Origin of the sequence: Ideonella sp. (genome assembly GCF_035254525.1) — a bacterium.
Lineage (GTDB): Bacteria > Pseudomonadota > Gammaproteobacteria > Burkholderiales > Burkholderiaceae_C > Ideonella.
The window spans coordinates 1-23,129 of sequence record NZ_DATFAN010000008.1 but is presented as its reverse complement, the minus strand read 5'-3'; the positions used below and the strand labels follow the sequence as shown (position 1 = coordinate 23,129).

At 70.5% G+C, this 23,129-nt stretch carries 20 protein-coding genes; 11 read left to right on the top strand and 9 right to left on the bottom strand.

Translation table 11 applies throughout. The features are described 5' to 3' along the window. The first annotated feature begins 1 nt into the window (after window position 1). Window positions 2–3,268, top strand: a complete 3,267-nt coding sequence (locus tag VJ693_RS00790) for a DUF7379 domain-containing protein (protein WP_324151554.1) — start codon at window positions 2–4, stop codon at window positions 3,266–3,268. A 15-nt stretch (window positions 3,269–3,283) separates the two neighbouring features. Here VJ693_RS00790 and VJ693_RS00785 read toward each other — a convergent pair whose 3' ends face one another. Next, window positions 3,284–5,425, bottom strand: a complete 2,142-nt coding sequence (locus VJ693_RS00785; RefSeq protein ID WP_324151553.1) for a hypothetical protein — start codon at window positions 5,423–5,425, stop codon at window positions 3,284–3,286. Window positions 5,426–5,622: 197 nt separating this feature from the next. On the opposite strand from VJ693_RS00785, the gene VJ693_RS00780 reads away from it, so the two are divergent. Beyond that, window positions 5,623–6,051: a CHRD domain-containing protein gene (locus tag VJ693_RS00780; protein ID WP_324151552.1), complete on the top strand. Its 429-nt coding sequence runs from the start codon at window positions 5,623–5,625 to the stop codon at window positions 6,049–6,051. Window positions 6,052–6,070: 19 nt separating this feature from the next. Here VJ693_RS00780 and ccoG read toward each other — a convergent pair whose 3' ends face one another. Continuing rightward, window positions 6,071–7,501, bottom strand: a complete 1,431-nt coding sequence (gene ccoG / locus VJ693_RS00775) for a cytochrome c oxidase accessory protein CcoG (protein ID WP_324151551.1) — start codon at window positions 7,499–7,501, stop codon at window positions 6,071–6,073. Beyond that, entirely contained in the window at window positions 7,498–8,109 is a 612-nt protein-coding gene (gene petA / locus VJ693_RS00770) for a ubiquinol-cytochrome c reductase iron-sulfur subunit (RefSeq protein ID WP_324151550.1), read from the bottom strand. The genes ccoG and petA overlap by 4 nt, the downstream gene beginning before the upstream one ends. Before the next feature lie 121 nt (window positions 8,110–8,230). Between petA and VJ693_RS00765 the strand changes: the two genes are divergently transcribed. Next, a complete protein-coding gene (locus VJ693_RS00765; protein ID WP_324151549.1) occupies window positions 8,231–9,589 on the top strand; it encodes a sigma-54 interaction domain-containing protein in 1,359 nt (452 codons plus the stop codon). 9 nt (window positions 9,590–9,598) lie between these two features. On the opposite strand, the gene VJ693_RS00760 is transcribed toward VJ693_RS00765, so the two are convergent. After that, the gene (locus VJ693_RS00760) at window positions 9,599–9,796 is read right to left on the bottom strand and encodes a hypothetical protein (protein ID WP_324151548.1); all 198 of its coding nucleotides are present in this window, start codon (window positions 9,794–9,796) and stop codon (window positions 9,599–9,601) included. Between the two features lie 149 nt (window positions 9,797–9,945). Here VJ693_RS00760 and VJ693_RS00755 point away from each other — a divergent pair, with 149 nt between their 5' ends. The 5 genes from VJ693_RS00755 to VJ693_RS00735 all read left to right on the top strand — a co-directional run bounded on the left by VJ693_RS00755 (window position 9,946) and on the right by VJ693_RS00735 (window position 14,032). Then, complete coding sequence (locus VJ693_RS00755) at window positions 9,946–10,095, top strand: DUF3149 domain-containing protein (protein ID WP_324151547.1); 150 nt, start codon at window positions 9,946–9,948, stop codon at window positions 10,093–10,095. 99 nt (window positions 10,096–10,194) lie between these two features. Continuing rightward, window positions 10,195–10,719, top strand: coding sequence for a hypothetical protein (locus tag VJ693_RS00750; protein WP_324151546.1), 525 nt, complete (start codon window positions 10,195–10,197; stop codon window positions 10,717–10,719). 53 nt (window positions 10,720–10,772) lie between these two features. Next, window positions 10,773–11,981: an MFS transporter gene (locus VJ693_RS00745; RefSeq protein WP_324151545.1), complete on the top strand. Its 1,209-nt coding sequence runs from the start codon at window positions 10,773–10,775 to the stop codon at window positions 11,979–11,981. Window positions 11,982–12,052: 71 nt separating this feature from the next. Continuing rightward, window positions 12,053–12,220, top strand: coding sequence for a hypothetical protein (locus VJ693_RS00740; RefSeq protein ID WP_324151544.1), 168 nt, complete (start codon window positions 12,053–12,055; stop codon window positions 12,218–12,220). 126 nt (window positions 12,221–12,346) lie between these two features. Continuing rightward, complete coding sequence (locus tag VJ693_RS00735) at window positions 12,347–14,032, top strand: NAD(P)/FAD-dependent oxidoreductase (RefSeq protein WP_324151543.1); 1,686 nt, start codon at window positions 12,347–12,349, stop codon at window positions 14,030–14,032. Between the two features lie 19 nt (window positions 14,033–14,051). Here the strand turns inward: VJ693_RS00735 and mobB are convergent, their stop codons facing one another. From mobB to VJ693_RS00710, 5 genes are read right to left on the bottom strand one after another with little or no spacing between them, the layout of a single operon-like run. Then, window positions 14,052–14,552, bottom strand: a complete 501-nt coding sequence (mobB, locus tag VJ693_RS00730; protein ID WP_324151542.1) for a molybdopterin-guanine dinucleotide biosynthesis protein B — start codon at window positions 14,550–14,552, stop codon at window positions 14,052–14,054. Continuing rightward, on the bottom strand, window positions 14,549–16,348 hold the full coding sequence (arsA, locus tag VJ693_RS00725) for an arsenical pump-driving ATPase (RefSeq protein ID WP_324151541.1): 1,800 nt from the start codon (window positions 16,346–16,348) through the stop codon (window positions 14,549–14,551). The genes mobB and arsA overlap by 4 nt, the downstream gene beginning before the upstream one ends. Window position 16,349: 1 nt before the next feature. Beyond that, window positions 16,350–17,696, bottom strand: coding sequence for a sigma-54 dependent transcriptional regulator (locus VJ693_RS00720; protein ID WP_324151540.1), 1,347 nt, complete (start codon window positions 17,694–17,696; stop codon window positions 16,350–16,352). Continuing rightward, window positions 17,668–19,137, bottom strand: coding sequence for a HAMP domain-containing sensor histidine kinase (locus VJ693_RS00715; protein ID WP_324151539.1), 1,470 nt, complete (start codon window positions 19,135–19,137; stop codon window positions 17,668–17,670). Before VJ693_RS00715 ends, VJ693_RS00720 begins: the two co-directional genes overlap by 29 nt. Before the next feature lie 3 nt (window positions 19,138–19,140). Further along, window positions 19,141–19,995, bottom strand: coding sequence for a PhnD/SsuA/transferrin family substrate-binding protein (locus VJ693_RS00710; RefSeq protein ID WP_324151538.1), 855 nt, complete (start codon window positions 19,993–19,995; stop codon window positions 19,141–19,143). 251 nt (window positions 19,996–20,246) lie between these two features. On the opposite strand from VJ693_RS00710, the gene VJ693_RS00705 reads away from it, so the two are divergent. From VJ693_RS00705 to VJ693_RS00695, 3 genes are all read left to right on the top strand, one after another. Continuing rightward, on the top strand, window positions 20,247–20,957 hold the full coding sequence (locus VJ693_RS00705) for a 4Fe-4S dicluster domain-containing protein (RefSeq protein ID WP_324151537.1): 711 nt from the start codon (window positions 20,247–20,249) through the stop codon (window positions 20,955–20,957). A 13-nt stretch (window positions 20,958–20,970) separates the two neighbouring features. Beyond that, a complete protein-coding gene (gene nrfD, locus VJ693_RS00700; RefSeq protein WP_324151536.1) occupies window positions 20,971–21,828 on the top strand; it encodes an NrfD/PsrC family molybdoenzyme membrane anchor subunit in 858 nt (285 codons plus the stop codon). 35 nt (window positions 21,829–21,863) lie between these two features. Then, window positions 21,864–23,129 (top strand): molybdopterin-dependent oxidoreductase (locus tag VJ693_RS00695; RefSeq protein WP_324151535.1); only part of this gene is annotated, 1,266 nt, incomplete at its 3' end.

Genomic DNA, 23,129 nt, shown 5'->3' with positions numbered 1-23,129 from the left:
CATGCCGCACGCATCATTGCGCCTGGCCGCCACGCACGAGACTCTGAGCTTTCCGAACGGCACCACGCTGACCGGACTGGGCGGCATGGGCGAGGTGCGGCAGCGTCGTGCCGCGGCAGGCGTCTTGCGTTCGGCGGCACTGCCGGCCGAGATCGACACCAGCCCGGGCTTTGACCGCGCCCTGCAAGCCGTCGGCATCACCGAGCAGGAGACGCTGCAGGTGCAGGCGACCGAGCTTCGGGCCGACGCGTCGGACGAGGTGACGCTCGCACCGGCGGTGGCGGCAGGGGACACCCGGCCGCGCGTCGTGCTCTACCAGGACGAATCGGGGGGCCTGAGCTGGCACTTCGCCGCGCCGCCCCGTGGGCATGGCGGCTTGCGCGCGGCGGGAGCGCTGCGCTTCGTGATCCCCCTTCGCAGCGGCGCCAGCCGGCACGCCACCAGCGCCGGCATGCCGCGCCGCGCGCTGCGCGGCCCGATCACCAAGGTCGGCCGCAAACTGTTCAAGGTCCTGGTGCTGCCGGTGGCATCGGCGCTGCTGCAGGATCCTGTGCGCTGGCTGGCCGAGGGCGTCGAGGAGCGGGCCCGGCCCTACCGCCTCTGGCGCGTGACGCCGGACAACTACCGTTCGCCCCCTGCCGCGGCGACCGTGGAGGCATTCAAGGCCTGGCCGGCGCCGGGTGAGGGGCCGGTGCTGCTGATCGTGCACGGCATCTTCAGCTCGGTCGAGGGCATGCTGGCCGGCCTGCCGCGCGAGGCGATGCAGCGCTGGTGCGATCGCTACCAGGGGCGTGTCATCGCCTTCGATCACCCGACGGTGAGTGCCTCGCCAGAGGACAACGCCGCGCATCTGCTGCGTGCGCTGGCTGCGGCCGGCCTGGGCGGGCCGTTGACCTTCGACATCCTCTGCCACAGCCGCGGCGGCATCGTGTCGCGTGCGCTCAGCGAGCGGCTGCCCGCGCTCGGCGGCGCGAGCCTGTGCCGCGTGCGCAGCGTCTACTTCGCCGGCACGCCGAACCAGGGCTCCCCGCTGGGCGACGCCGACCACATGGTCGACATGATCGACCTGTTCACCAACTGCCTGACCAACCTGCCCGACGGCCCGATTGCCTACTCGATGGAGGTGCTGCTCGGCCTCGTCACGCTGGTCGGGCACTCGGCCGCCGCCGGGCTGCCGGGCATCGCGGCGCTGGGCACCAGGAGCGGCTACGTCGTCGAACGCCTGAACCGCTCGACCGAGAAGGCGCCGGCCTTGTACGGCGCCGTCGCGGCGGACTACGAGCCGCAGCCGGGCCGTGAGAACGGCTGGGTGCTCGACCGGCTGGCCGACCCCGCGATGGACCGCATCTTCGTGAGCGACGGACAGCCCGTGGCCAACGACCTGGTGGTGCCGCAACAGGGCGTGTTCGCGGCCAACGGCCATCCGTCGTTCCCGATCGACGATCCGCTGGTCTACGGGCCGACGGATGGCGTCTGGCACACGGCCTTCTTCGCCCAGCCACGTACGGTGACGCACATCGAGGCCTTCCTCGACCGCGTGAACGGGGTCGGCATGAAGAAGACCCTGGCCTTGCCGGTGTCGCCCGGCGAGCGCCGCAACGGCTTGCGCCAGGGCTTGCGTTCGGGCTTGCGTTCGGGTTTGCGTGGGGCCGCCGGCGCGGCCGGCGAAGCCATCGCCCTCGAATCGGCGGCGTTGGCGCCGCACGCGAGCCCGGATCTGATCGAGCGTGACCCGGTCCTGGGGTTTCCCGACCAAGTCGAGGCCGGCGAGCTGCGAGACCTGTACGTGGGCCTCAACCCGCCCGTCGCCGGTGCGGCGCCTTCGCCCGGTCGGATGCGCCTGGCCTTCGACAGCGGCACCAGCGAGCTGACGCTGAGCGCGGAGCTCAGCGCGCCGGGCTTTCGCATCGAGGGGGCCCGCCATGCCGGGCTGACGATCCGGCGCGAGCGCGACAAGGCGCTGGAGACGGCCATCTTCCGCGTCACCGCGCTCGACCCGGGCGACAAGCCGATCGAGCGCACGATCGATGTGTCGTTCTGGCAGGGCAACGACTGTGTGGGCGGCGCCAGCCGGCGGGTGCTGGTGGTGCCCCGGGGCCATTCGGTGGCGGCTGCCGGCGCCGCCACGCCGGTGCGCACGAGCGCGCTGCGCCTCGAGCCGGCGCGCCCGCGCGACGTGGCGGATCTGGTGCTCTACGTGCGCCGCACGGAGCCGGGACGGGACCTGTTCGAGCTGGACCTGCGCTCGGCCGTGTATGGCAACGAGTACGAGTCCCGGCCCTTCGGCCGTTTCGACCTCGACGGCCGCGAGCTGGCCGCCTACCTCGCCGAGGCGCTGGATCCGGGCTTCGAGACGTTCCCGGGGGCCGAGGTGCCCGACGCCGAATTCGACGACGCGGTGGCGCGCTGGCAGCGCCAGCTGATGACCACCCTGGGCGACCTGGGCAAGCAGTTGTGGATGCACCTGCCCGAGGCGTTCCGCGAGGAGTACCTGCGCCTGGCCGCGGCCCCGACGCCGCCTCGCTCGCTCTTCGTCTTCTCCGACGAGCTCTCGTTTCCCTGGGAGATCGTGCGCCCGAGCGGCCGGCTGAACGGGCAGTACACCGAACTGCCGCCCCTGGGCAGCCTGCACGTCATGGGGCGCTGGCGGCCCGGCACGGCGGCACGGCCGCAGCCGCAAGTCATGCCGGTGGCCCGGATGGCGCTGGTGGTGCCGGACGCGCAGGCCGCCGGCCTGCCGTCGGCGCAGGCCGAGCTGGAGGCGATCAGCGGCCTGGTCGCCGCGGCTTCGGTGGTGACACCCGCCGCGCGCGCCGACGTGGAACGCCTGCTGGCGCGGGACGACGTGCAGGTGGTGCACTTCTCGGGCCATGGCGCCGTCGGCGCGAATGCCGACCTGACCGCATTGCAGCTCGAAGGCAGCACCTCGATCTCGGCGATGGCCTTTGCGTCGACCGCGCTGGGCGCCACCGCGCAACCCGTGCTCTACCTGAATGCCTGCATGGTCGGGCGGGGCGGGCGCGTCATGTCGCGTGCCGGTGGCTTCGCGGGCAACTGCCTCGAGGCGGGCTGGAGCGGGGTGATCGCGCCGTACTGGCCGGTCTACGACCCCAGCGCCGCCGCCTTCAGCGTGGCCTTCTACCGCAAGCTCAAAGGCGGTTGCTCGATCGGCGAGGCCCTGCAGGAGATCCGCGCCGAGCGGCCCGACGACCCGACCGCGCAGTCCTACGCCTACTTCGGCGACCCCTTCGCCCGCCTGCGCCTGTAGCCGCCGCGGCGCCGTTCAGGTTTCGGGGAACGCCGGCCCCTGCGGCGTCTCGCGGTAGTGCGGCAGCGACATCAGGTTGTCGGGCTTGAAGAAGTCCGGGTGGTCGCGGTAGTAGCGCAGGCCGCTGCGCATCGTGATCACCTCCAGGTCCAGCAGGTGCAGGATGCCCTGCTTCTGCAGCGCGGCGAAGTTCTCGGGCGGCATGTCGAGCCTCAGGATCGGCCGCAGCGCGAGCTCGAGCTGGCGCTTGAACTGGACGCTGCCGGTGAAGGTGTCGGTCCGCTCGGCCAGGATGGCGTCGATGCGCGCCTGGACCTGGGCGAGGATCTCCTCCTCGGTCGGCGTCACGCCCTGGGCTTCGAACTCGGCGATCACGTCCTGGCGGATCTGCTCGCCCTGCTCGGCCTCGATCTGCGGGCGGACCTCGGCCTCGAAGGCGAAGATCATCTCGTTGCGCTGCTCGTTGAACTCGCGCAGGCTGACGGTCAAGATGCTGTGGACCTGGTTCTGCCGGATGTCGACGTACTTCGCGATGCAGGCCAGGTCCGGCACGATGCGCCCTTCGTCCATGCGGCTCTTGATCTGATCGATGTCGAGCTGGAACAGCGTGGGCTCGTTGACCGGGTCGTGCTGCGCGATGTCGCGCCGGTCGGTGCCCGGCGCGATGGCGGTGAAATCGGCGCTGAACTGGTCGACGTCGAACACGCGGTAGCGCAGGTGCGTGGGCGGCGTCGGCGGCGGCGGGAACTTGTCGCGGATGACGACGTGGTCGACCGGCACGATGCGCTTGTCGATCACCGCACGGCCCCACAGCGCGACGCCGTTGCCGTTGACGAGCGCGCCGTCCGGGCGCATTGCGATCTGGTGGTGGGTGGTGTAGAGCGGGTCCCAGCGGCGCTGGCCGACCTCGACGCGGCCGCTGATGACGTCCGGCAGGCCGGCATCGACCTTCTTCTCGACCCGCCCCGAGTAGACCTCGTCGACGATGAAGTGGCCCAGCCCGTCGACCAGCGAGCCGGTGACGAGGCCGGCCGCGATCGCGGCGCCCAGGCCCAGGCCGACCAGCCCGCCGACGCCGGTGAAGATCGACGCGATGACGAGGAAGCCGATGACTTCCAGCAGCAGCGAGGCGTGGAAATCGGCATCGATGGCCCAGACCATGATGCCCTGGTCGTTGGTCGACGGCGACAGGTTGATCACCAGGTGGCCGTCGGGGTCGAAGAAGTCGTCGATCTCGTACTCGACGTGCACGTCGATGCGAAGCGTGTTCTGCGGCTGGCCTTGCGGGCCCACGCCTGGCCCGACCGACACGCCCTTGATCTTGCCGATCACGTCGCTCTTGGGGTTGTGGATGCTCTTGTGCCACGGGTGGCTCACATGGCCCTCGGCGTCGATCTCGGCCAGGCGCTCGAAGGCGTCGGTGGCCATGTCGCCGAACAGGCCCTTGCGCGAGGCCATCGCGGCGTCGGAGCCTTCGGGCAGGAAGTTCAGCGCCTCGTCGACGCTGCCGCGGTCGGCCTTCAGGCTCATCGGTTCGGGGCCCTGCTGCAGCCGCAGGTTCACGTAGATGCCGAAGGCGCGCGGGTGGCCCTCGGTCGCCTCGAGCTTGCGCACGGCCAGGCTTTGCAGGCGCTTGAAGTCGCCGAAGCCACCGAGGTCGATGTCGCGGTCGACGCGGGCCTTCACCTCGGCCAGGATGGTCGCCTTGTCGACGCCGAACTGCGATTCGACGAAGGGCAGGACGGGGCTGTCGATGTCGCGCACCTCGACGTGCAGCAACGCGCTGGCCAGCATGCCGAGCTCGTCGGCCTGGGTCGTCAGCGTGAGGGCAACGAACATGTCGGCCTCGACGCCCAGGCCGTCGAGCGAGAGCACCGGGTGGACCCGCAGGTCGGCGCCGCTCGGGTGCTCGAACAGGATCTCCACCTCGAACGGGTGCCGAGTGTCCGAGACGCCGCCGAAGGGCGCATCCGGGTTGGGTGGGTAGGTGCGATCTATCTCCACCGGCCCGAGCAGGCCGAGCAAGGCCGGCCCCACTTGAAGCTGCGTCGGCACCAGCCCGGCGTCCACCAGCGCGAGCAGCACATAGCTGAACTGGCGCTCCCCGAGCAGGATTTCGGCATCGAAGCCGGAGCGGACAAGGCCTTGGTCGAGCATGGCGCGGCCCTCCTTGGCGCGGATCGTCCCGCCGGCCATGGGGCGCGTCCATCCCACGCGCGGCCCTGGATCGAGGGCGCTTCATGGGGGTTCCCAGGCATGCGCATTGCCCCGGATGGCGATGTGCGTGGGAAGCACGGAATAGGCGCGCATCGCCGAACGTATCCCGACGCCAACATCACAGGAAAGGGCACCCCATGAGCAAGCCTCGAATCTCCCGCCTCTCGGTCTGGTCCGGCGTTGCTGCGCTGGCCTGTCTTGCGGCATCGGCCGCCTTCAGCGCCGAGGGCCTCAAGCTCAGCGGCGACGAGGAGGTGCCACCGGTGAAGACCTCGGCCACCGGGGCCGGCTCGATCAGCGTGTCGGCCGAAGGCCAGGTCAGCGGCAGCGTCACGACGACGGGCCTGGCCGGCACGATGGCCCACATCCACATGGCCCCCAAGGGCAAGAACGGGCCGGTCATCGTCCCGCTGACGAAGTCGGCCGACGGGGCGATGTGGTCGGTGCCGCCGGGTACCAAGCTCACCGCCGACCAACTGGCGGCCTACAAGTCGGGCGAGCTGTACGTCAACGTGCACACCGAGGCCAACAAGGGCGGCGAGGTGCGCGCGCAGCTCAAGCCCTGACGGCCCCGGCGGCCGGCCCTCAGCGCGGCAGCACGAAAGTCGACTTCTCGCGCACGGCGCGCGGGCCGTCGCCGGGCGCCGCCTGGCGCTCGACGGTGAAGTGAATCTCGTGCGCGCCGGGCTGCGCGCTGGCCGCCGTCTCGGGCGGCACGCGCAGCGACAGCGTCACCCAGCGCGCCTCGGCCGGGCCGAGCGTGAACAGCACCGGCGCGGGCAGCGCCAGGCCGGGCAGGCCGTCGGCCGCCACGGTGTAGCTCTGCGCCGCCTCGGTCGCGTTCATCACCTGCAGGCGGTAGACGTTCTCGACGAAGCCGTCGTCGACCACCCGCGCCAGCGAGGCGCGGTCGCGCACGATGTCGACCCGGAACGGCGTGCGCAGCGCGATGCTCGTCGCCACGCCGGCGCAGATCAGCACCAGCACGGTGGTGTAGACGAGCACCCGCGGGCGCAGCACGCGGCGCAGCAGCTGGGCACGGCTCAGGTGCTGTTGCAGGCCGTTCTGCGTGTCGTAGCGCACCAGGCCGCGCGGGTAGTTCATCTTGTCCATCACGCCGTCGCACACGTCGACGCAGGCGGCGCAGCCGATGCATTCGTACTGCAGCCCCTTGCGGATGTCGATGCCCGTCGGGCAGACCTGCACGCACAGCCCGCAGTCGACGCAGGCGCCGAGGCCGAGCTGCGTCGCATCGGCCTTCTTCGAGCGCGAGCCGCGCGGCTCGCCGCGCTCGGCGTCGTAGGTGATGATCAGGGTGTCCTTGTCGAACATCGCGCTCTGGAAGCGCGCGTAGGGGCACATGTACTTGCAGACCTGCTCGCGCATGAAGCCGGCGTTGCCGTAGGTCGCGAAGCCGTAGAACAGGACCCAGAAGGTCTCCCAGGCGCTGAAACCGAAGGCCATGGCCTCGGCCGCCAGCGTGCGGATCGGCGTGAAGTAGCCGACGAAGGTGAAGCCGGTCCACAGCGCGATGCCGGCCCAGGCGCCGTGCTTGGCGGCCTTGCGCGCGAGCTTCCCGCCCGTCCAGGCGCCGTCGTCGAGCTTCATGCGTGCGGCGCGGTCGCCCTCGATCTTGCGCTCCACCCACATGAAGATCTCGGTGTAGACCGTCTGCGGGCAGGCATAACCACACCACAGCCGGCCGGCCACCGCGGTGAAGAGGAACAGCGAGTAGGCCGAGACCAGCAGCAGCGCGGTCAGGTAGATGAAGTCCTGCGGGTAGAAGACCAGGCCGAAGATGTAGAAGCGGCGCGTGCCCAGCTCGAACAGCAGCGCCTGGCGGTCGTTCCACATCAGCCAGGGCAGGCCGTAGAAGACGGCCTGCGTCAGCCAGACGAAGGCCCAGCGCCAGGTGATGAAGCGCCCGGTGACCGAGCGCGGGTAGATCTTCTTCGAGGCCTGGTAGAGCGAGACGGTCTGCGCAGCCAGCGCGGTGTCGGCGGCCGAGCTGTTCATGCCGTTTCCTCGCCGATGACGATGCGGCTGTCGCTCAGGTAGCGGTAGGGCGGCACCTCGAGGTTGGTCGGCGCGGGCTTGTTCTTGAAGACGCGGCCCGCGAGGTCGAAGGTCGAACCGTGGCAGGGGCAGAAGAAGCCGCCTTGCCAGGCGGGGCCGACGCTCGGGTTCGGGCTGCCGGCCGGCACGGCGGTCGGCGAGCAGCCGAGGTGGGTGCAGATGCCCACGGCCACGAAAAGCTCGGGCCGCAGCGAGCGGCCCGGATTGCGTGCTGACTCGGGCTGCTGGGCCTTGTCGGATTGCGGGTCGGCGAGCTGGGCCTCCTGGCCCTGCAGCGCGGCCAGCATCTCGGGCGTGCGGCGCATCACCCACACGGGCTTGCCGCGCCACTCGACCGTCTTCAGGCCGCCGGGCGGAATGTCGCCGATGTCGACCTCGACGGCGGCGCCCAGCGCGCGCGCCCGCTCGCTCGGGGCGAGCGTGGAGATGAAGGGCACGGCGGTCGCCATGGCCGCGGCGGCGCCGGCGGTGCCGGTGGCGGCGAGCCAGAGGCGGCGCTCGGCGTCGGGGCCTTCGGCCAGCGGGAGGGCGGGGAGGGTGGTCTGCATACCTTGCCTGGTATCAAGATGCGTGCCAGTCCTGCCACCGGGTGGCGCGCCGGGCGTCGCCCTGGGCCGACGCTGCCAAACCTAGGCAGATGGTGTCAAGAATGGCACCATTGGCACTGTCATGAATGCCACCCGCGCCCCCGCCACCGACGAATTGCCCGAGCTCAGCGCCTTCCTGGAGAGCCTGCCCGAGCCGCACATCGTGTTCGACCGGCGCTACCGCATCGTGGCCGCCAACGCGGCCTATCGCGAGCAGTTCGGCACCGGCACCTCGGTGATCGGGCGCACCTGCTACGCCGTGTCGCATCACTTCAGCGCGCCGTGCGACCAGTCCGGCGAGAGCTGCCCGCTGGCCCGCTCGCGCGAGAGCGGGCAGCGCGAGCGCGTCCTGCACCTGCACCACACGCCGCAGGGCGAGGCCTACGTCAACATCGAGCTGACGCCGTTGCGCGACGCGCAGGGCGCCGGCGCGTATTTCGTCGAGAAGATGGAGCCGCTGCGGGTGGCGCAAGGCACGGCGGCCGCCCAGGGCCTGATCGGCCGCTCGGCGCCGTTCCAGGCGATGCTCGAGCTGGTGGCTCGCGTGGGCCCGTCGCAGGCCAGCGTGCTGCTGCTGGGCGAGTCGGGCACCGGCAAGGAGCTGGTTGCCCGCGCGGTGCACGATGCCAGCCCGCGCGCCGCCCGCCCGCTGGTGGTGGTGGACTGCGCGAGCCTGCCCGAGACGCTGTTCGAAAGCGAGCTGTTCGGCCACGAGAAGGGCGCGTTCACCGGTGCCCATGCGGCCAAGGCCGGGCTGATCGAGGCGGCGGCCGGCGGCACGCTGTTCCTCGACGAAGTGGGCGACATCCCGCTGGCGATCCAGGTGAAGCTGCTGCGCCTGCTCGAGAGCGGCACCTTCCGCCGCGTGGGCGGCACCGAGTGGCGGCGTGCGGACGTGCGCCTGGTCTCGGCAACCCACCGCGACCTGTACGCGATGGTCGCCGACGGCCGCTTTCGCGAAGACCTGTTCTACCGCCTGAGCACCTTCCCGATCCACCTGCCGCCGCTGCGCGAGCGGCGCGGCGACATCCCCTTGCTCGTCGAGGCACTGCTGGCGCGCCTGGCACCGGCGCGGCGGCTGAGCCTGGCGCCGACCGCGATGGCGCGCCTGGCGCAGCATCCTTTCCCGGGCAACGTGCGTGAGCTGCGCAACGTGCTCGAGCGCGCCGCGCTGTTGAGCGACGGCGCGGTGGTCGGCACCGCGGCGATCGAGCGGGCGCTGGCCGCGGGCGTGCCGCGCGCGCCGGCCACGCCCAAGCTGGCCACGCCGCCGCCGCGTGGTGCCGGGCGTCCCTTGCGGCCGCTGCGCGAGGCCGAGCTCGAGGTGCTGCGCACCGCGCTGGCCGCGCACCAGGGCAACCGGGAGGCGCTGGCGCGTGCATTGGGCGTCAGCCTGCGCACGCTGTACCGCAAGCTGCGCGCGCTGCAGGCGCCGGGCTGACCGCGAGGGTCAGTCGACGGCGATCCAGTAGACGTGACCCTTCTCGCACTTGTATTCGGCCAGCGTCCTGCCTTCTTCCTGGCGGGTCTGGCCGGTGGCTGTCAGCGGGGTCATGTCGATCGGGCAGGTCTGCGCGTTCGGGGTGGCGAGGGCGCCGGCGAGAACGAGTGCGGCCAGCAGGGTGGGGCGGACGGGGGAGCGGCGCATGGGGGCCTCCTTGGCCGCCGGCCGATGGGCGCAGCCGCGGCAGCAGGACATCCGGCAATCGCGGTTCCCGGGTTCGGTTGAGCCAGGTCAGAGCGCCGGGCGCGCGGCGGGAGTCGAATCGGCTCCAGGCAATTCAACGAGGAGCTGCCATGCAAGCGATGAAGGACCTGTTCACGAGTGACGTCGGCCTGATGAGTCTGGCCAGCATCCTGGTCGTGATCGGCATGGGCGCGTTCTACCTGCGCTACTTCCTGAAACACATGCATGAGGACGAAGCCCGCATGCAGCACAAGGGCTGAGGTTCCCCGCGCCGGGCGTCAGGCTCCGCGGTTGCGATCGGCAACCTTTTTCTCACCCGATGCCTCAACTCGTTGCCGATCGTGCCGATGGCGACCGGCATGAGCATTCCCGATTCAGTTTCCGCACTCTGGACGCGCGACGGCGACGACAGCGATGGCTGGGACGCCACCGGCGCCCGCCAGCATCGCTTCATGGAATCGGCCGACATCAACGCGGCCTTCCGTGAGTTGTTCGAGCCGCTGCGGACGGCTATCCGGCGCGGCCTGAGCAACGAGGGCCAGATCTACGGCATCGAGGTCGATGCCTGCGTACCCGGCGAGTTGCTGGGCACCGACTGGATCCCCCCTGTCGGCCGCGGCTTCGACGACGCCGCTGCGCTGGCCGACCCGACACGCCGCCGCGCGGTGTTCGACAGCCTGCTGGCCGAAACGCGGCCCGAGGCCTTGTTCGCCTACGTGTGCGAGCGTGCGCCGGCGGGCCGGCCGCCGCACCTGTACCTCGAGATCGTCTCGGCCGACGGCTGCTATGCCGCCGAGTTCCCGATCCGGCCCGGCGAGGGCTGGCACCGGCGAGACCTGGTGAAGGTGCCGCACCGCCGGCTGGACCCGCTCGCGCTGGCCTGAGCTCGCGCCGACGGTGCGTAGGGCGCCACCGCCGGCGGGCGGGACAATGGCGCATGCCGAACCATGAGACGAACGGATTAGGCGCCGCCGGCTTGCCGCGGCCGCATCTGCCCACGGCCGTGTGGGTGCTTGGCTTCGTCAGCCTGTTGATGGACGTCTCGTCCGAGATGATCCACAGCCTGCTGCCGATGTTTCTCGTCGGCACGCTGGGCATCAGCGTGCTGGCGCTGGGGCTGATCGAGGGCATTGCCGAGTCGACCGCGCTGATCGCCAAGGTCTTCTCCGGCGTGTTGAGCGATTGGGTCGGCCGGCGCAAGGGCCTGGCGGTGCTGGGCTATGCGATGGGTGCGCTCAGCAAGCCGGCCTTCGCGCTGGCGCAGGGCGCGGGCGTGGCCGTCGCGGCGCGTTTCTTCGACCGACTGGGCAAGGGCATCCGCGGCGCGCCGCGCGATGCGCTGCTGGCCGATGTCGCACCGCCCGAGGTGCGCGGCGCGGCCTTCGGCTTGCGCCAGTCGCTCGACACGGTGGGCGCCTTCGTCGGCCCGCTCGTGGCCACCGCGCTGATGCTCGCCTGGTCGCAGGACTATCGGGCGGTGTTCTGGGTCGCGGTCGTGCCGGGGCTGCTGGCGGTGGGGCTGTTGATCGTCGGCGTGCACGAGCCGCCGCGGGCCGATGGCGCGAAGCCCACCAACCCGATCCGGCGCGAGGCCCTGGCCCGGCTGGGCGGCGCCTACTGGCGCGTGGTGTCGGTGGGCGCGGTGTTCACGCTGGCGCGCTTCAGCGAGGCCTTTCTCGTGCTGCGCGCGCAGCAGCTCGGCGTGGCCGCCTCGTGGGTGCCGATGGTGATGGTGGCGATGAACGTCGTGTACTCGGCGACGGCCTACCCCTTCGGCAGGCTGGCCGATCGGGTCGATCACGGCCGGCTGCTCGCGCTCGGCCTGGCGGTGCTGGTGGCCTCGGATCTGGTGCTCGCCGGTGCCACCGGCTGGCCGCTGCTGCTGGTGGGCGTGGCGCTGTGGGGCCTGCACATGGGCATGACCCAGGGCCTGCTGGCCGCGATGGTGGCCGACACGGCGCCGGCCGACCTGCGCGGCACGGCCTATGGCTTCTTCAACCTGCTCAGCGGCGTGGCGATGCTGATCGCCAGCGCGCTGGCCGGCTGGCTCTGGGGGGCGTTCGGGCCGGGCTTCACCTTCTATGCCGGCGCCGGCTTCGCGCTGGTGGCGTTGGCGGGTTTCATGGGGCTGCGGCGACGGGCCTGAGGGCGGCGGGCCCCGGGGCAACGATAATCACGCCCTTCGCTTTCTTCACCCCACCTCAGGAGCTTTTCACCATGGGCAACAAGATCGTCACCGAAGCCGACCGCAAGGCCACCCCGCGCGTGGCCTCTGCCACCGGTGTGCACTACACCCCGGGCCGCGGCCAGAAGGTCAGCCTCGAGCGCGGCTCGCACACCCGCAGCAAGAAGAACCCCGGCAAGCGCCCGCATAAAGGCGGCTGAACGAGCCCCCACGCCCCCCTTCCGGGGGCTGCCCCCCGAGGGGGGCTCGCGCAGCGGACCGGCAAAGCCGGATCCACGCACGCCACTTGAGGGCGGCGGCGCTGCGCGCGCCGCGACAACTTCTCCATGCTTCGAATCACCGAACTTCGCCTGCCGCTGGATCACGCGCCGGACGCGCTGCGGCCGGCCATCGTCGCGCGGTTGAAGCTGCGCGACGACCAGCTTGCCGATTTCACCGTCTTCCGCCGCGCGTACGACGCGCGCAAGAAGACGGCGGTGGTGTTGATCTACACCATCGACTGCCAGCTCGCCGAAGGCGTGGGCGAGGCCGAAGTGCTCGCCCGCCATGCCGGCGACACCCACATCAAGCCGAGCCCGGACACCCGCTACAAGCTGGTCGCCACGGCGCCGGCCGATTTCTACGCCGCCGGGCGGCCGCGCCCGGTGGTCGTCGGCTTCGGGCCTTGCGGCATCTTCGCGGCGCTGGTGCTGGCGCAGATGGGCCTCGAGCCCATCGTGCTCGAACGCGGCAAGCCCGTGCGCGAGCGCACCAAGGACACCTGGGGCCTGTGGCGCAAGAGCGTGCTGAACCCCGAGTCGAACGTGCAGTTCGGCGAGGGCGGGGCGGGCACCTTCTCCGACGGCAAGCTCTACAGCCAGATCAGCGACCCGCGCCACCTGACGCGCAAGGTGCTGACCGAGTTCGTCAAGGCCGGCGCGCCGGAGGAGATCCTCTACGTCAGCAAGCCGCACATCGGCACCTTCCGCCTCGTCGGCATGGTCGAGAAGATGCGCGCCGACATCGAGGCGCTGGGCGGCGAGATCCGCTTCGAGCAGCGGGTCACCGACATCCGCATCGAAGACGGGCACGTCCGAGGCCTGACGCTGGCCAGCGGCGAGCAGCTCGATGCCGACCACGTCGTGCTGGCGCTCGGCCACAGCGCGCGCGACACCTTCACGATGCTGCACGGGCGCGGTGTGGCGATGCAGGCCAAGCCCTTCTCGATCGGCTTTCGCATCGAGCACCCCCAAAGCGTGATCGACAGGGCCCGCTTCGGCCCGAACGCCGGCCACCCGATCCTCGGCGCGGCCGACTACAAGCTGGTGCACCACGCGGGCAATGGCCGCTCGGTCTACAGCTTCTGCATGTGCCCCGGCGGCACGGTGGTGGCCGCCACCTCCGAGCCGATGCGCGTCGTCACCAACGGCATGAGCCAGTATTCGCGCAACGAGCGCAATGCCAATGCCGGCATCGTCGTCGGCATCACGCCGCAGGACTACCGGCAGGACGGCCTGGCCGACGGCCCGGTGTCGCCGCTGGACGGCATCGCTTTCCAGCGCTTCTGGGAATCGCGTGCCTACGAGCTGGGCGAGGGCGGCTACATCGCGCCGGGCCAGCTCGTCGGCGATTTCGTCGCCGGCCGGCACGGCGCCGCGGTGGCGCGCGAGTTCGGCAGCGTGCTGCCCTCGTACAAGCCGGGCGTGCGCCTGACCGACCTGAACGAGCCCGGCCGCGGCAGCCTGCCCGATTACGCGCTGGCCGCGGTGCGCGAGGCGCTGCCCGCCTTCGACAAGCAGATCCGCGGCTTCGCGATGGCCGATGCGGTGCTGACGGGGGTCGAGACGCGCACGTCCTCGCCGCTGCGCATCCCGCGCGGCAAGGACTATCAGTGCGTCAACGTCCGCGGGCTGTTCCCGGCCGGCGAGGGCGCAGGTTATGCCGGCGGCATCATGTCGGCCGGCGTCGACGGCATCGAGGTCGCCGAGGCGCTCGGCGCCGATCTGCTGCACACGAGCGCCGTGCTCGCCTGAGGCAGACGATACGCGCGCTTCAGCGCGGTGCCGCGTGCCTCAGGACGCTTTCGGCGATCGCCGCGGTGTCGGCCAGCGGGAGCAGCTCCACGGCGCTCGCCGCGCCCGGCGGCGCATCGCCGGCGATCGCCACGATGCCCGGCCAGTCGGGCCACAGCGTGGGCCGGCCCAGCTCGGCCCGCCACACCTCGAGCTTCGGGAAGCGCCCGTGCTTGAAGCCCTCGACCAGCACCAGGTCGCAGTGCTGCATGCGGTCGAGCAGATAGTCGAGCGGCGGCTCCTCGGCGCCGCGCAACTCGTGCATCAGCGCCCAGCGCTGGTTGCCCAGCAGCAGCACCTCCTTGCAGCCGGATTCACGCAGGCGGTACGAATCCTTGCCCGGGCGATCGATGTCGATGTCCTTGTGGCTGTGCTTGATCAGCGAGACCACCAGGCCGCGCGACGAGAGTTCGGGCACCAGCCGCTCGAGCAGCGTGGTCTTGCCCATGCCGGAATGGCCGGCGATACCGAAGATCTTCATGCGGTGGTGGTGTTGTCGGCGGGTGCATCGAGCTCGCGCAGGGCGCGAAGCCCGATCGGCGGCTCGACCCGCCAGGGAATGACGTAGGTTCGTTGTGCGAGGCTGCCGGCGACCCGGGCCAGCTGGGCCCGCTCGCCCGCCAGGCGCGCGGCCAGCACCGGCGTCGTGCAGCCCGACGCGGCCAGGCTGCGGTTGACGACCCAGGCAAAAGGCTCGATGCGAGCCCGGCGCAGGTCGTCCTGCAGTGCAGCGGCCTCGGACACCGGCGTCGTCTCCGCCAGCGTGACCAGCACGATGCGGGTGTAGGCCGGATCCTGCAGCCGCATCAGCGGGGTCACGATGCGGGCCGACGCGTTGCCTTCGAAGTCGCGCGTCATCTGCCGGTGGTAGGCGCCGGTCGCGTCCATCAGCAGCAGCGTGTGGCCGGTGGGGGCAGTGTCGAGCACGACGAAGGCGCTGCGTGCCTCGCTGACGATGCGCGAGAAGGCATGGAAGACGGCCACCTCCTCGGTGCAGGGCGATTGCAGGTCTTCGAGCAGCAGCGCCTTGCCGGCGTCGTCGAGGTCGCGGCCCTTGGTGGCCATGATCTTGTCGATGTAGCGCTGCGTCTCGGCATGCGGGTCGATGCGGTCGACCTGCAGGCCGGGCACGCTGCCGTCGAGCGTGGCGGCCAGGTGCGCGGCCGGGTCGGTGGTCGACAGGTGCACGCTCTTTCCCCGCGCAGCCAGCGCAAGTGCCAACGCGGCCGCGATGGTGGTCTTGCCGACGCCGCCCTTGCCCATCACCATCACGAGCCCGCGGTCCTGCCGGGCCAGCGCGTTGGCCAGGTCGCGCAAGGAGCCGATGCCGGTCAGGTCGGCGCGCGGGACGGGCGGGCTCGGTGCGAGGGCGGCATCGTCCAGCAGCGCGCGCAGCGCGGCCAGGCCCACCATGTCGTAGCTGCGCAGCGGCACTTCGTCGCACGGCAGCGCGCGCAGGCTGTCCGGCATGCCGGCGAGTTCGCGTTCGGCCTGGGCCCGCAGCGCCTGCGCCACGGCGTCGCCCGGTGCGGCATCGCGCAGCACCCCGTTGACGACCAGCGTCTGGTTCGCGAGACCGAGCGCGAGCAGCTCGCCCTGCGTTCGCGCCGCTTCGCGCAGCGATGGCCCGTCGGCCCGGGCCACCAGCACGATGCGCGTGCGCGCCGCGTCGCCGAGCGCTAGCAGCGCCTGGCGAAAGCGCGCCTCCTGCATCTTCAGGCCCGAATGCGGCCCGAGGCATGACGCGCCGCGGTCGTTGCCTTCGAGAAAACCGGTCCAGGCCTTGGGCAGGCTCAGCAGGCGCAGCGTGTGGCCGGTCGGCGCGGTGTCGAAGATCACGTGGTCGTAGCCGGCTGCGTCACCGGCGAGCAGGCCGGTGAACTCGTCGAACGCGGCGATCTCGGTGGTGCAGGCGCCGGAGAGCTGCTCTCGCACCGTGCCGCGCTCGGCTTCGGTGGCGCCGGCCGGCATCTGCGCCAGCACGCGCTGGCGGTAGGCATCGGCAGCCGCTTCGGGGTCGACGTTCAGCGCCGACAGGTTCGGCGCGCCGGCAATCGGCGTCGGTGTGTCGGACAGCGGTGTGCCCAGCATCTCGTCGAGATTCGAGGCTGGGTCGGTGCTGACGAGCAGCACACGCCGGCCGCTGTCGGCCAGCGCGAGCGCCGAGGCACAGGCGAGCGAGGTCTTGCCGACCCCGCCCTTGCCGGTGAAGAACAGATGGCGCGGCGCCGAAGCGAGCCAGGCCCGCCCGACGGTCGAGGTTTCGCTCATGGACATGTCAGCACCGTTCCGATTCTTCCCGCGTGACGCCGAGCTTCCGCATCTTCTCCCACAAGGTCTTGCGGCTGATGCCCAGCAGGCTGGCGGTCTGGCCCATGTTGCTCTGCGTGCGCTGCAGCATTGCGCGAATGTGCCGGCGCTCGACCTCCTCGACCATCGCCTGCAGGCTCGTCGGCGCATCGTCGCCGGCCTGGTCTTCCGGCGACTCGCGGGGCGGTTCGTCGCAAGGGGGTCCGCCGGGCACATCCAGCACGCCCTCGTTGCTCAGCACCACCGCCTGTTCCAGGAAGGCGCGAAGTTCGCGCACGTTGCCTCGCCAGTTACGGCCCATCAGGTCGCGCATGAAGCGCTCGGACATGGCGATCGGCACCCCTTGCTCGGCCGTGATCTGCTGGAGGATCAGCTCGGTCAGCCAGCGGATGTCCTCGGGCCGGTCGCGCAGCGGCGGGATCTCGATGCGGATCACCGCCAGGCGATAGAACAGATCCTCGCGGAACGTGCCGGCCAGCATGTCGGCGTACAGGTCGCGATTGGTCGCCGCAATGATGCGGAAATCGCTCTGCGTGGCCCGCTCGGAGCCGAGCCTGAAGAAGGAGCGCTCCTGCAGCACGCGCAGGAACTTGGCCTGCATGTGCGCCGGCAGGTCGCCCACTTCGTCGAGGAACAGCGTGCCGCCGTGGGCCCGCTCCACGAAGCCCTTGTGGGTGCGCATGGCGCCGGTGAACGCGCCTTTCTCGTAGCCGAAGAACTCGGCCTCCATCAGCGAATCGGGCACGGCCGCGCAGTTGACCGGGATGAACTCGCCCCTCTTGCTGCGCGGGTCGAGCTGGTGGATCAGCTGGGCCACCACCTCCTTGCCGACGCCGGACTCGCCCGTCACCAGCACCGAGGTCTTCTGGCGCGCCAGCTTGCGGGCGACTTCCTCGACCTGCCGCATGGCGGGCGAGATGCCCAGCACGGCTTCGGCGGGAACGCGGGTGGAGCTGGCCAGCGAATCCAGCACCAGGGTCACCAGCTTCTCGATGTCGAAAGGCTTGGTCAGGTACTCGCGGGCGCCGGCGTGCAGGGCACCCACGGCGTCGTTGACGCTGCCGTAGCCGGTCAGGAAGTACCAGGGCTGCAGCCGTTTGTCGGCGGCGAGCTGGGCGAACCACTCGGTGGCCAGCCCGTCGGGCAGGCGGACGTCGCTGACGACCGCGCCCCACAGGCGGTGCTCGACCAGCGGCTGGGCTTCGGCCAGGCGGCGGACCCAGCTGACCTTGACGCCTTCGATCTCGAAGCGCTGAACGAGGGATTCGCCGAGGATGAGGTCGTCTTCAATCAGCAGCAGGTGGCTTGTGCTCATGGTGGGCCTGGTTGGGCAGCCAGAAGGTCAGGCTGGTCCGGTAGGGGGGTGGGATGTCGGATGCGGCGGCGGCGTCGAAGTGGCCGCCGTGGCGCACGGCGAATTCGCGGCAGATCCACAGGCCGAAGCCATGCGGGTCGTGGCGGTCTTCCGCCTGCAGCCTGGCCTGCAGCGCTTCGGCCGACATGGCCTGCCCCGTGTTGGCCACGATGAACTGGACGCGCTCGGGCGTGCAGGTCAGCGTGGCATGCACCTGGCCACCGGTGCCGGCGGCCTTGATGGCGTTGAGCAGCAGGTTCAGCATCACCTGCCTGAACAGGGAAGAGGGCACCCGCAAGGGCGCCTCGATGTGTGTCGCGACCCCGATGCTCACGCTGTGCATGGCGGCCGTGGCCTGCGCGAGCGTGACCACGTCGTCCAGGTCCTTGGCGCTCAGCGCCCGGTCCTCGACGCGTGCCTGCGGCAGCAGCGCGGCGGTCATGGTGCGGATCTGGTGCAGGCCCCGCTCGATCAGGTCGATCGTGCGTTGCCGAGTTTCCGGTGCATCGCCGTGCAGGCGCAGCGTGCGGGTGGCCGTGAGCAGCCCGGCCAGGGGGTTGTTGATCTCGTGGGCGGCCGCCGCGGTGATGCGCCCCACGGCCGCCAGGCGCTCGGCAGCCAGGGCCCGCTGCTCGTTGGCCTGCCGCACCATCATCTCGGCCAGCAGGCGCCGGATGGCGCCCGAAATGCGGTTGATCTCGGGGTCGTCGCCGGTGGGCACCTGGGCCTGCAGTTGCGCCAGGTCGACCCGCCCGATCTGCGCGATGCACCGAGCGACCTGCGCCACCGGGCGCGCCATGCGGCGCCCCGCGAACCAGCCCAGTGGCAGCAGCACGATCACTGCCAGCGCCGCGCCCACCAGGGCCGGTGTGGCCAGCGTGGCCCAGTCGGGCGCGAACGCCCCGGCATCGACTTCGGCGTAGACGAAGCCCACGACCTGCGCATCGGCGCTGCGGATGGGCTGGATCATCGCCAGGTTGCCGTTCAGCGCCTCCAGCGCCGTCGGGTTGGTCAGCTCAGCGCTGGCCGGCAGCACGAACTGGCCGACGCGAACCCCCAGCACCCGCGCGCCGGTCTGCAGCCGCGACGGGTCCGAGCCGGCCAGGCAGAAACCCTGCGCATCCAGGATCGCTGCCCGCGCGAACCCCTGCTCGGCATCCGGCAGCAGCGTGGCGGCGTTGCGCAGCAGCTCGTAGGCGCGCCAGGTGTCGTCGGCCATCAGCAGCGGCCGCCCCTGCGCGGCCAGCAGGTCCACCACCCGTTGCGCGGTGGACAGCACGCCCTGCCGCGCCGACACCGCCGAGATCTGCGCCGCCACCACGCTGACCAGCAGCACGGACAGGGTCACGGCCAGCGACAGGCCCAGCGGAATCTGGATGCGGTAGGGCAGGCGCGACAGCATGGTTCAGGAGCGCGCGCCGCCGTTCACGCTGCTGGCCAGTTCGCGAATGGAGTCGAACAGGGCGGGCGTGGCGCTGGTGAAGCCCGACAGGTTCAGCGACTTGAGCAGCGCGCGGCCCTGCGCATCCTGCGGCATGTGCTGCAACGCCAACGCCAGCGGCTTCAGGCCTGCATCGGCGTTGCCGGCGCGCGCGACGATGGGCGGGAAACCGAACTCGGCCGATCGCCAGATCACTTCGGTCTTCGCGACCGCGGGCATGCCCTGGTGACGCATGGTTTCCCAGACATAGCCATCGACGCAGCCCGCCTGCGCCAGGCCGGTGGACACGGCCTCGACCACATTGCGGTGGCCGTGCGCAAAGAAGCTGCGCCGCAGATCGCCGATGCCCAGCCCAGCCAGCCGAAGCTGCCGCTGCGCGACCAGCCAGCCCGAGTTCGAAAGCGGGTCGGAGAACGCCAGCACCTGCCCGCGCAGATCCTGCCAGCCGCGCAAGGGGCTGCCCAGGGTGCGGATGAGGTAGGACTGGTAGCGCGGCGCGCCCTGGAACATCGGCACCGCCAGCAATTGCAGCTGCGCCTGGTGCCGGACATACGGGTAGCCGCAGATCCAGGCGGCGTCGAGCTGGTCGGAGAACAGCAGGTCGAGGATGGCCTGGTACGACTCGCGTGCGACGAAGGTGACGGGGCGGCCGACCTGTTGCGCGAGGTAGCCGCTCCAGCGCGCCAGGAAGGCGGCCTGGTCGGCCAGGATGACGGCCGTGAGCCCGACCCGCAGTGGCGGCTCCGCAGCCCGAACCGCGGGTGCGGCCTGCACCAATCCCCAGGCGGCTCCGAACTGCAAGACCCCCCGACGCTGCATTGCCCGACTCCATCAACTCCCGACAACGGCGCCAGTACATGGCGGTTTCGTAACGCCGAAGCCGCGGGCAAACCCTGGTGACGTTTCGTTTTCGAAACCTTCCTGAGGCAGATCAAGCTCTGCAGCCGCGTTTTCCTAAGGGTGATCCCTCGCTTTGGGGCTGAGCTCGCCTGGCACGGCGGTTGCGCATAAGAGCCCGTGACTGGCTGGCCCCAAAAGAGATTCGGCCTTCATCCTCAGGAGACAAATCGATGAGTGAAGCAACCAGCGCCACGCCGCAGGCGACAAGCGGCAAGGCGGCCAAGAAGCGGTATGCCATGGTGGTCGACACGCGCCGCTGCATCGGCTGCATGGCCTGCCAGGTGGCCTGCAAGGCCGAGTACGACACGCCGCTGGGCGTGAACCGCACGTGGGTCCCGTACAAGGTGACGGGCAAGTACCCGAACGTGTCGCGCAAGTTCCTGCCGCGCCTGTGCAACCACTGCGACGACCCGCCCTGCGTGCGCAACTGCCCGGTGGAAGCCACCTTCGTGGTGGAGGACGGCGGCTTCGTGCTGCAGCGCTATGACCGCTGCATCGGCTGCCGCAGCTGCATGGCGGCGTGCCCGTACAACGCGCGCTTCATGCTGCCGTCGCACCGCACCTACACGCCGATCACGAACGTGGTCGACAAGTGCACCTTCTGCTTCCACCGCGTCACGCAGGACCTGGTGCCGGCCTGCGTGCAGACCTGCATCGGCCGGGCCCGCGTGTTCGGCGACCTGAACGATCCGAACAGCGAGGTCTCGTACCTGGTGGCCAAGAACCCCACCCAGGTGCTGCGGCCCGAGCAGGGAACCAAGCCCCACGTGTTCTACATCGGCGCCGATCGCAACCAGACCGAGTTCGGGCGCGAGGGCTACCAGAAGAGCGAAGTGATGGACCAGCAGCGCGCCGCGTTCAGGAACCACTTCAACATCTGAGAGGCACAACACCATGGGTGAATATCTCTGGTTCCACGATGTGTCGTGGCACTCGACCTACGCGATCTACTTCTTCGTCATCGGGATCTGCGCGGGCCTCGCGTTCTTCTCGTTCCTGTCGTGGCACAAGCCCGAGCTCGCCGAGCTGCGCAAGCCGGCCGCCTGGGGCGCGTTCGTGCTGCTGGCGATCGGCGGCCTGCTGCTGATCGGCGACCTGTCGCAGCCGCTGCGCTTTCTCAATGTGCTCAACCCGGTCTACCTGCACTTCACGTCGCCGCTGGCCTGGGGCTCGCTGAACATCGTGGCCTTCGGCGTGGCGCTGGTGGTCTACCTGTTCCTGCTGAACAAGGGGGACGACAAGCGCGGCAAGGCGCTGGCCCTGGTGGTGGCCCTGCTGGCCCTGGGCCTGCCCATCTACACCGGCTACGACCTCTCCGTCCACCAATCGCGGCCGATGTGGAACACGCCCGTCATGCCGGTACTCTTCGTCGCCCTGGCGATGGCGTCGGGCGCGGCGGCCAGCGCCTTGCTGGCGCGCGGCAATGCGCAAGCCCAGGCGACCTTGCGGCAGTACCTGATGTGGTCGGTGGGCGCGGTGGGTGTGGTGCTGATCGGCATCCTGGGCACCACCAACTATGGCGGCAGCGCCGAGGAGCTCACCTACATCATCCTCACCACCGGAACGATGGGCCTGATCTTCGTCGGCCTGGGCGTCGTGGCCGGCACGGTGGCCCCGGTGGCCCTGCTGCTCGCCCCGGTGGGGCAGCGCCCGGCCACCATGGCGCTGGCCTCGCTGCTGGTGCTGGTGGGCAGCGCCGCACTGCGCTACGCCATCCTGATGGCGCCCCAGCAGATGCAATCCCTGTACTGAATCTCTGTACTGAACCGTTCGCGAGGAAACAGCACATGAAGACCCCCTCCGTCACGCGTCGCACATTCATTCAGGTCAGCGCAGGCACCGGCGCGGCCGCGGCCGTGGCGCCGCGCCTGGTCGGTGCCATGGAGAGCCAACTCGGCGGCAAGGACATCGGCCCGGTCACCGCCGTCGAGCGCCGCGCCGTGCCCACCGGCTGCCACGTCTGCAACATCCAGGATGGCGCGATCGCCTACCTGGAGAACGACCGCGTGGTCAAGCTCGAAGGCAACCCCGAGCATGTCTCGACCCGCGGCCGGCTGTGCGCCAAGGGCAACTCGGGCATGTGGTACAGCTACGACCCCGACCGCATCCTCTACCCGCTCAAGCGCGTCGGTGCGCGCGGCGAGGGCAAGTGGAAGCGCATCACCTGGGACGAGGCCCTGGCCGAGCTGACGCACAAGCTCGACGCCGCGCTGAAGGAAGACCCGAACACCATCATGCTGAAGTACGGCCGCAACCGTACCGGCGGCACGCTGGACCGCTTCATGAAGACGCTGGGCTCGGCCACCGTGGTGAACCACACCTCGGTGTGCGAATCGTCGAAGAAGGTGGGCATGGAGCCGACCTGGGGCCCCGACATCGAGACGCCCGACTTCGCCAACACCAAGTACGTGCTGAACTTCGGCTCGAACGTGCTGGAGGCGGCCTACTTCCACAACCCCTTGTCGCAGCGCGTGACCGAAGGCCGCATCGACAACCAGATGAAGATCGTGACCTTCGACGTGCGCCTGTCGAACACCGCGGGCTTCTCCGACGAGTGGATCCCGGTCTTCCCCGCCACCGACGGCGCGGTCGCGCTGGCGATGGGCCACGTGATCCTGCGTGAAGACCTGCAGGACTCGGAGTTCATCGACACCTGGACCAACGTCACGACCGCCGAGCTGAAGGAGCACTACAAGCCCTACACGCCGGAGTGGGCTTCGAAGCTGTCGGGCGTGCCGGTGGAGACGATCGAGCGCATCGCGCGCGAGTTCGCGACCACCAAGCCGGCCACGCTGTTCACCTACCGCGGCCCGGCCAAGCACCTGTACGGCTCGTACAACGAGAAGGCCTGCATGATGCTGCCGATCATGACGGGCAACGTCGAGAAGAAGGGCGGCTACTGCCTGCCGCGCGGCATGGGCTGGCCACAACCCATGCCCGAGCCCGGCAAGCCGGCGAAAGACTCCTACCTGTCGCATCCGCCCGACTACCCGCTGGCGGCGCACAAGGTCAGCCACCTGGTGCCCTTCTGGATCGCCGAGGGCAAGCAGAAG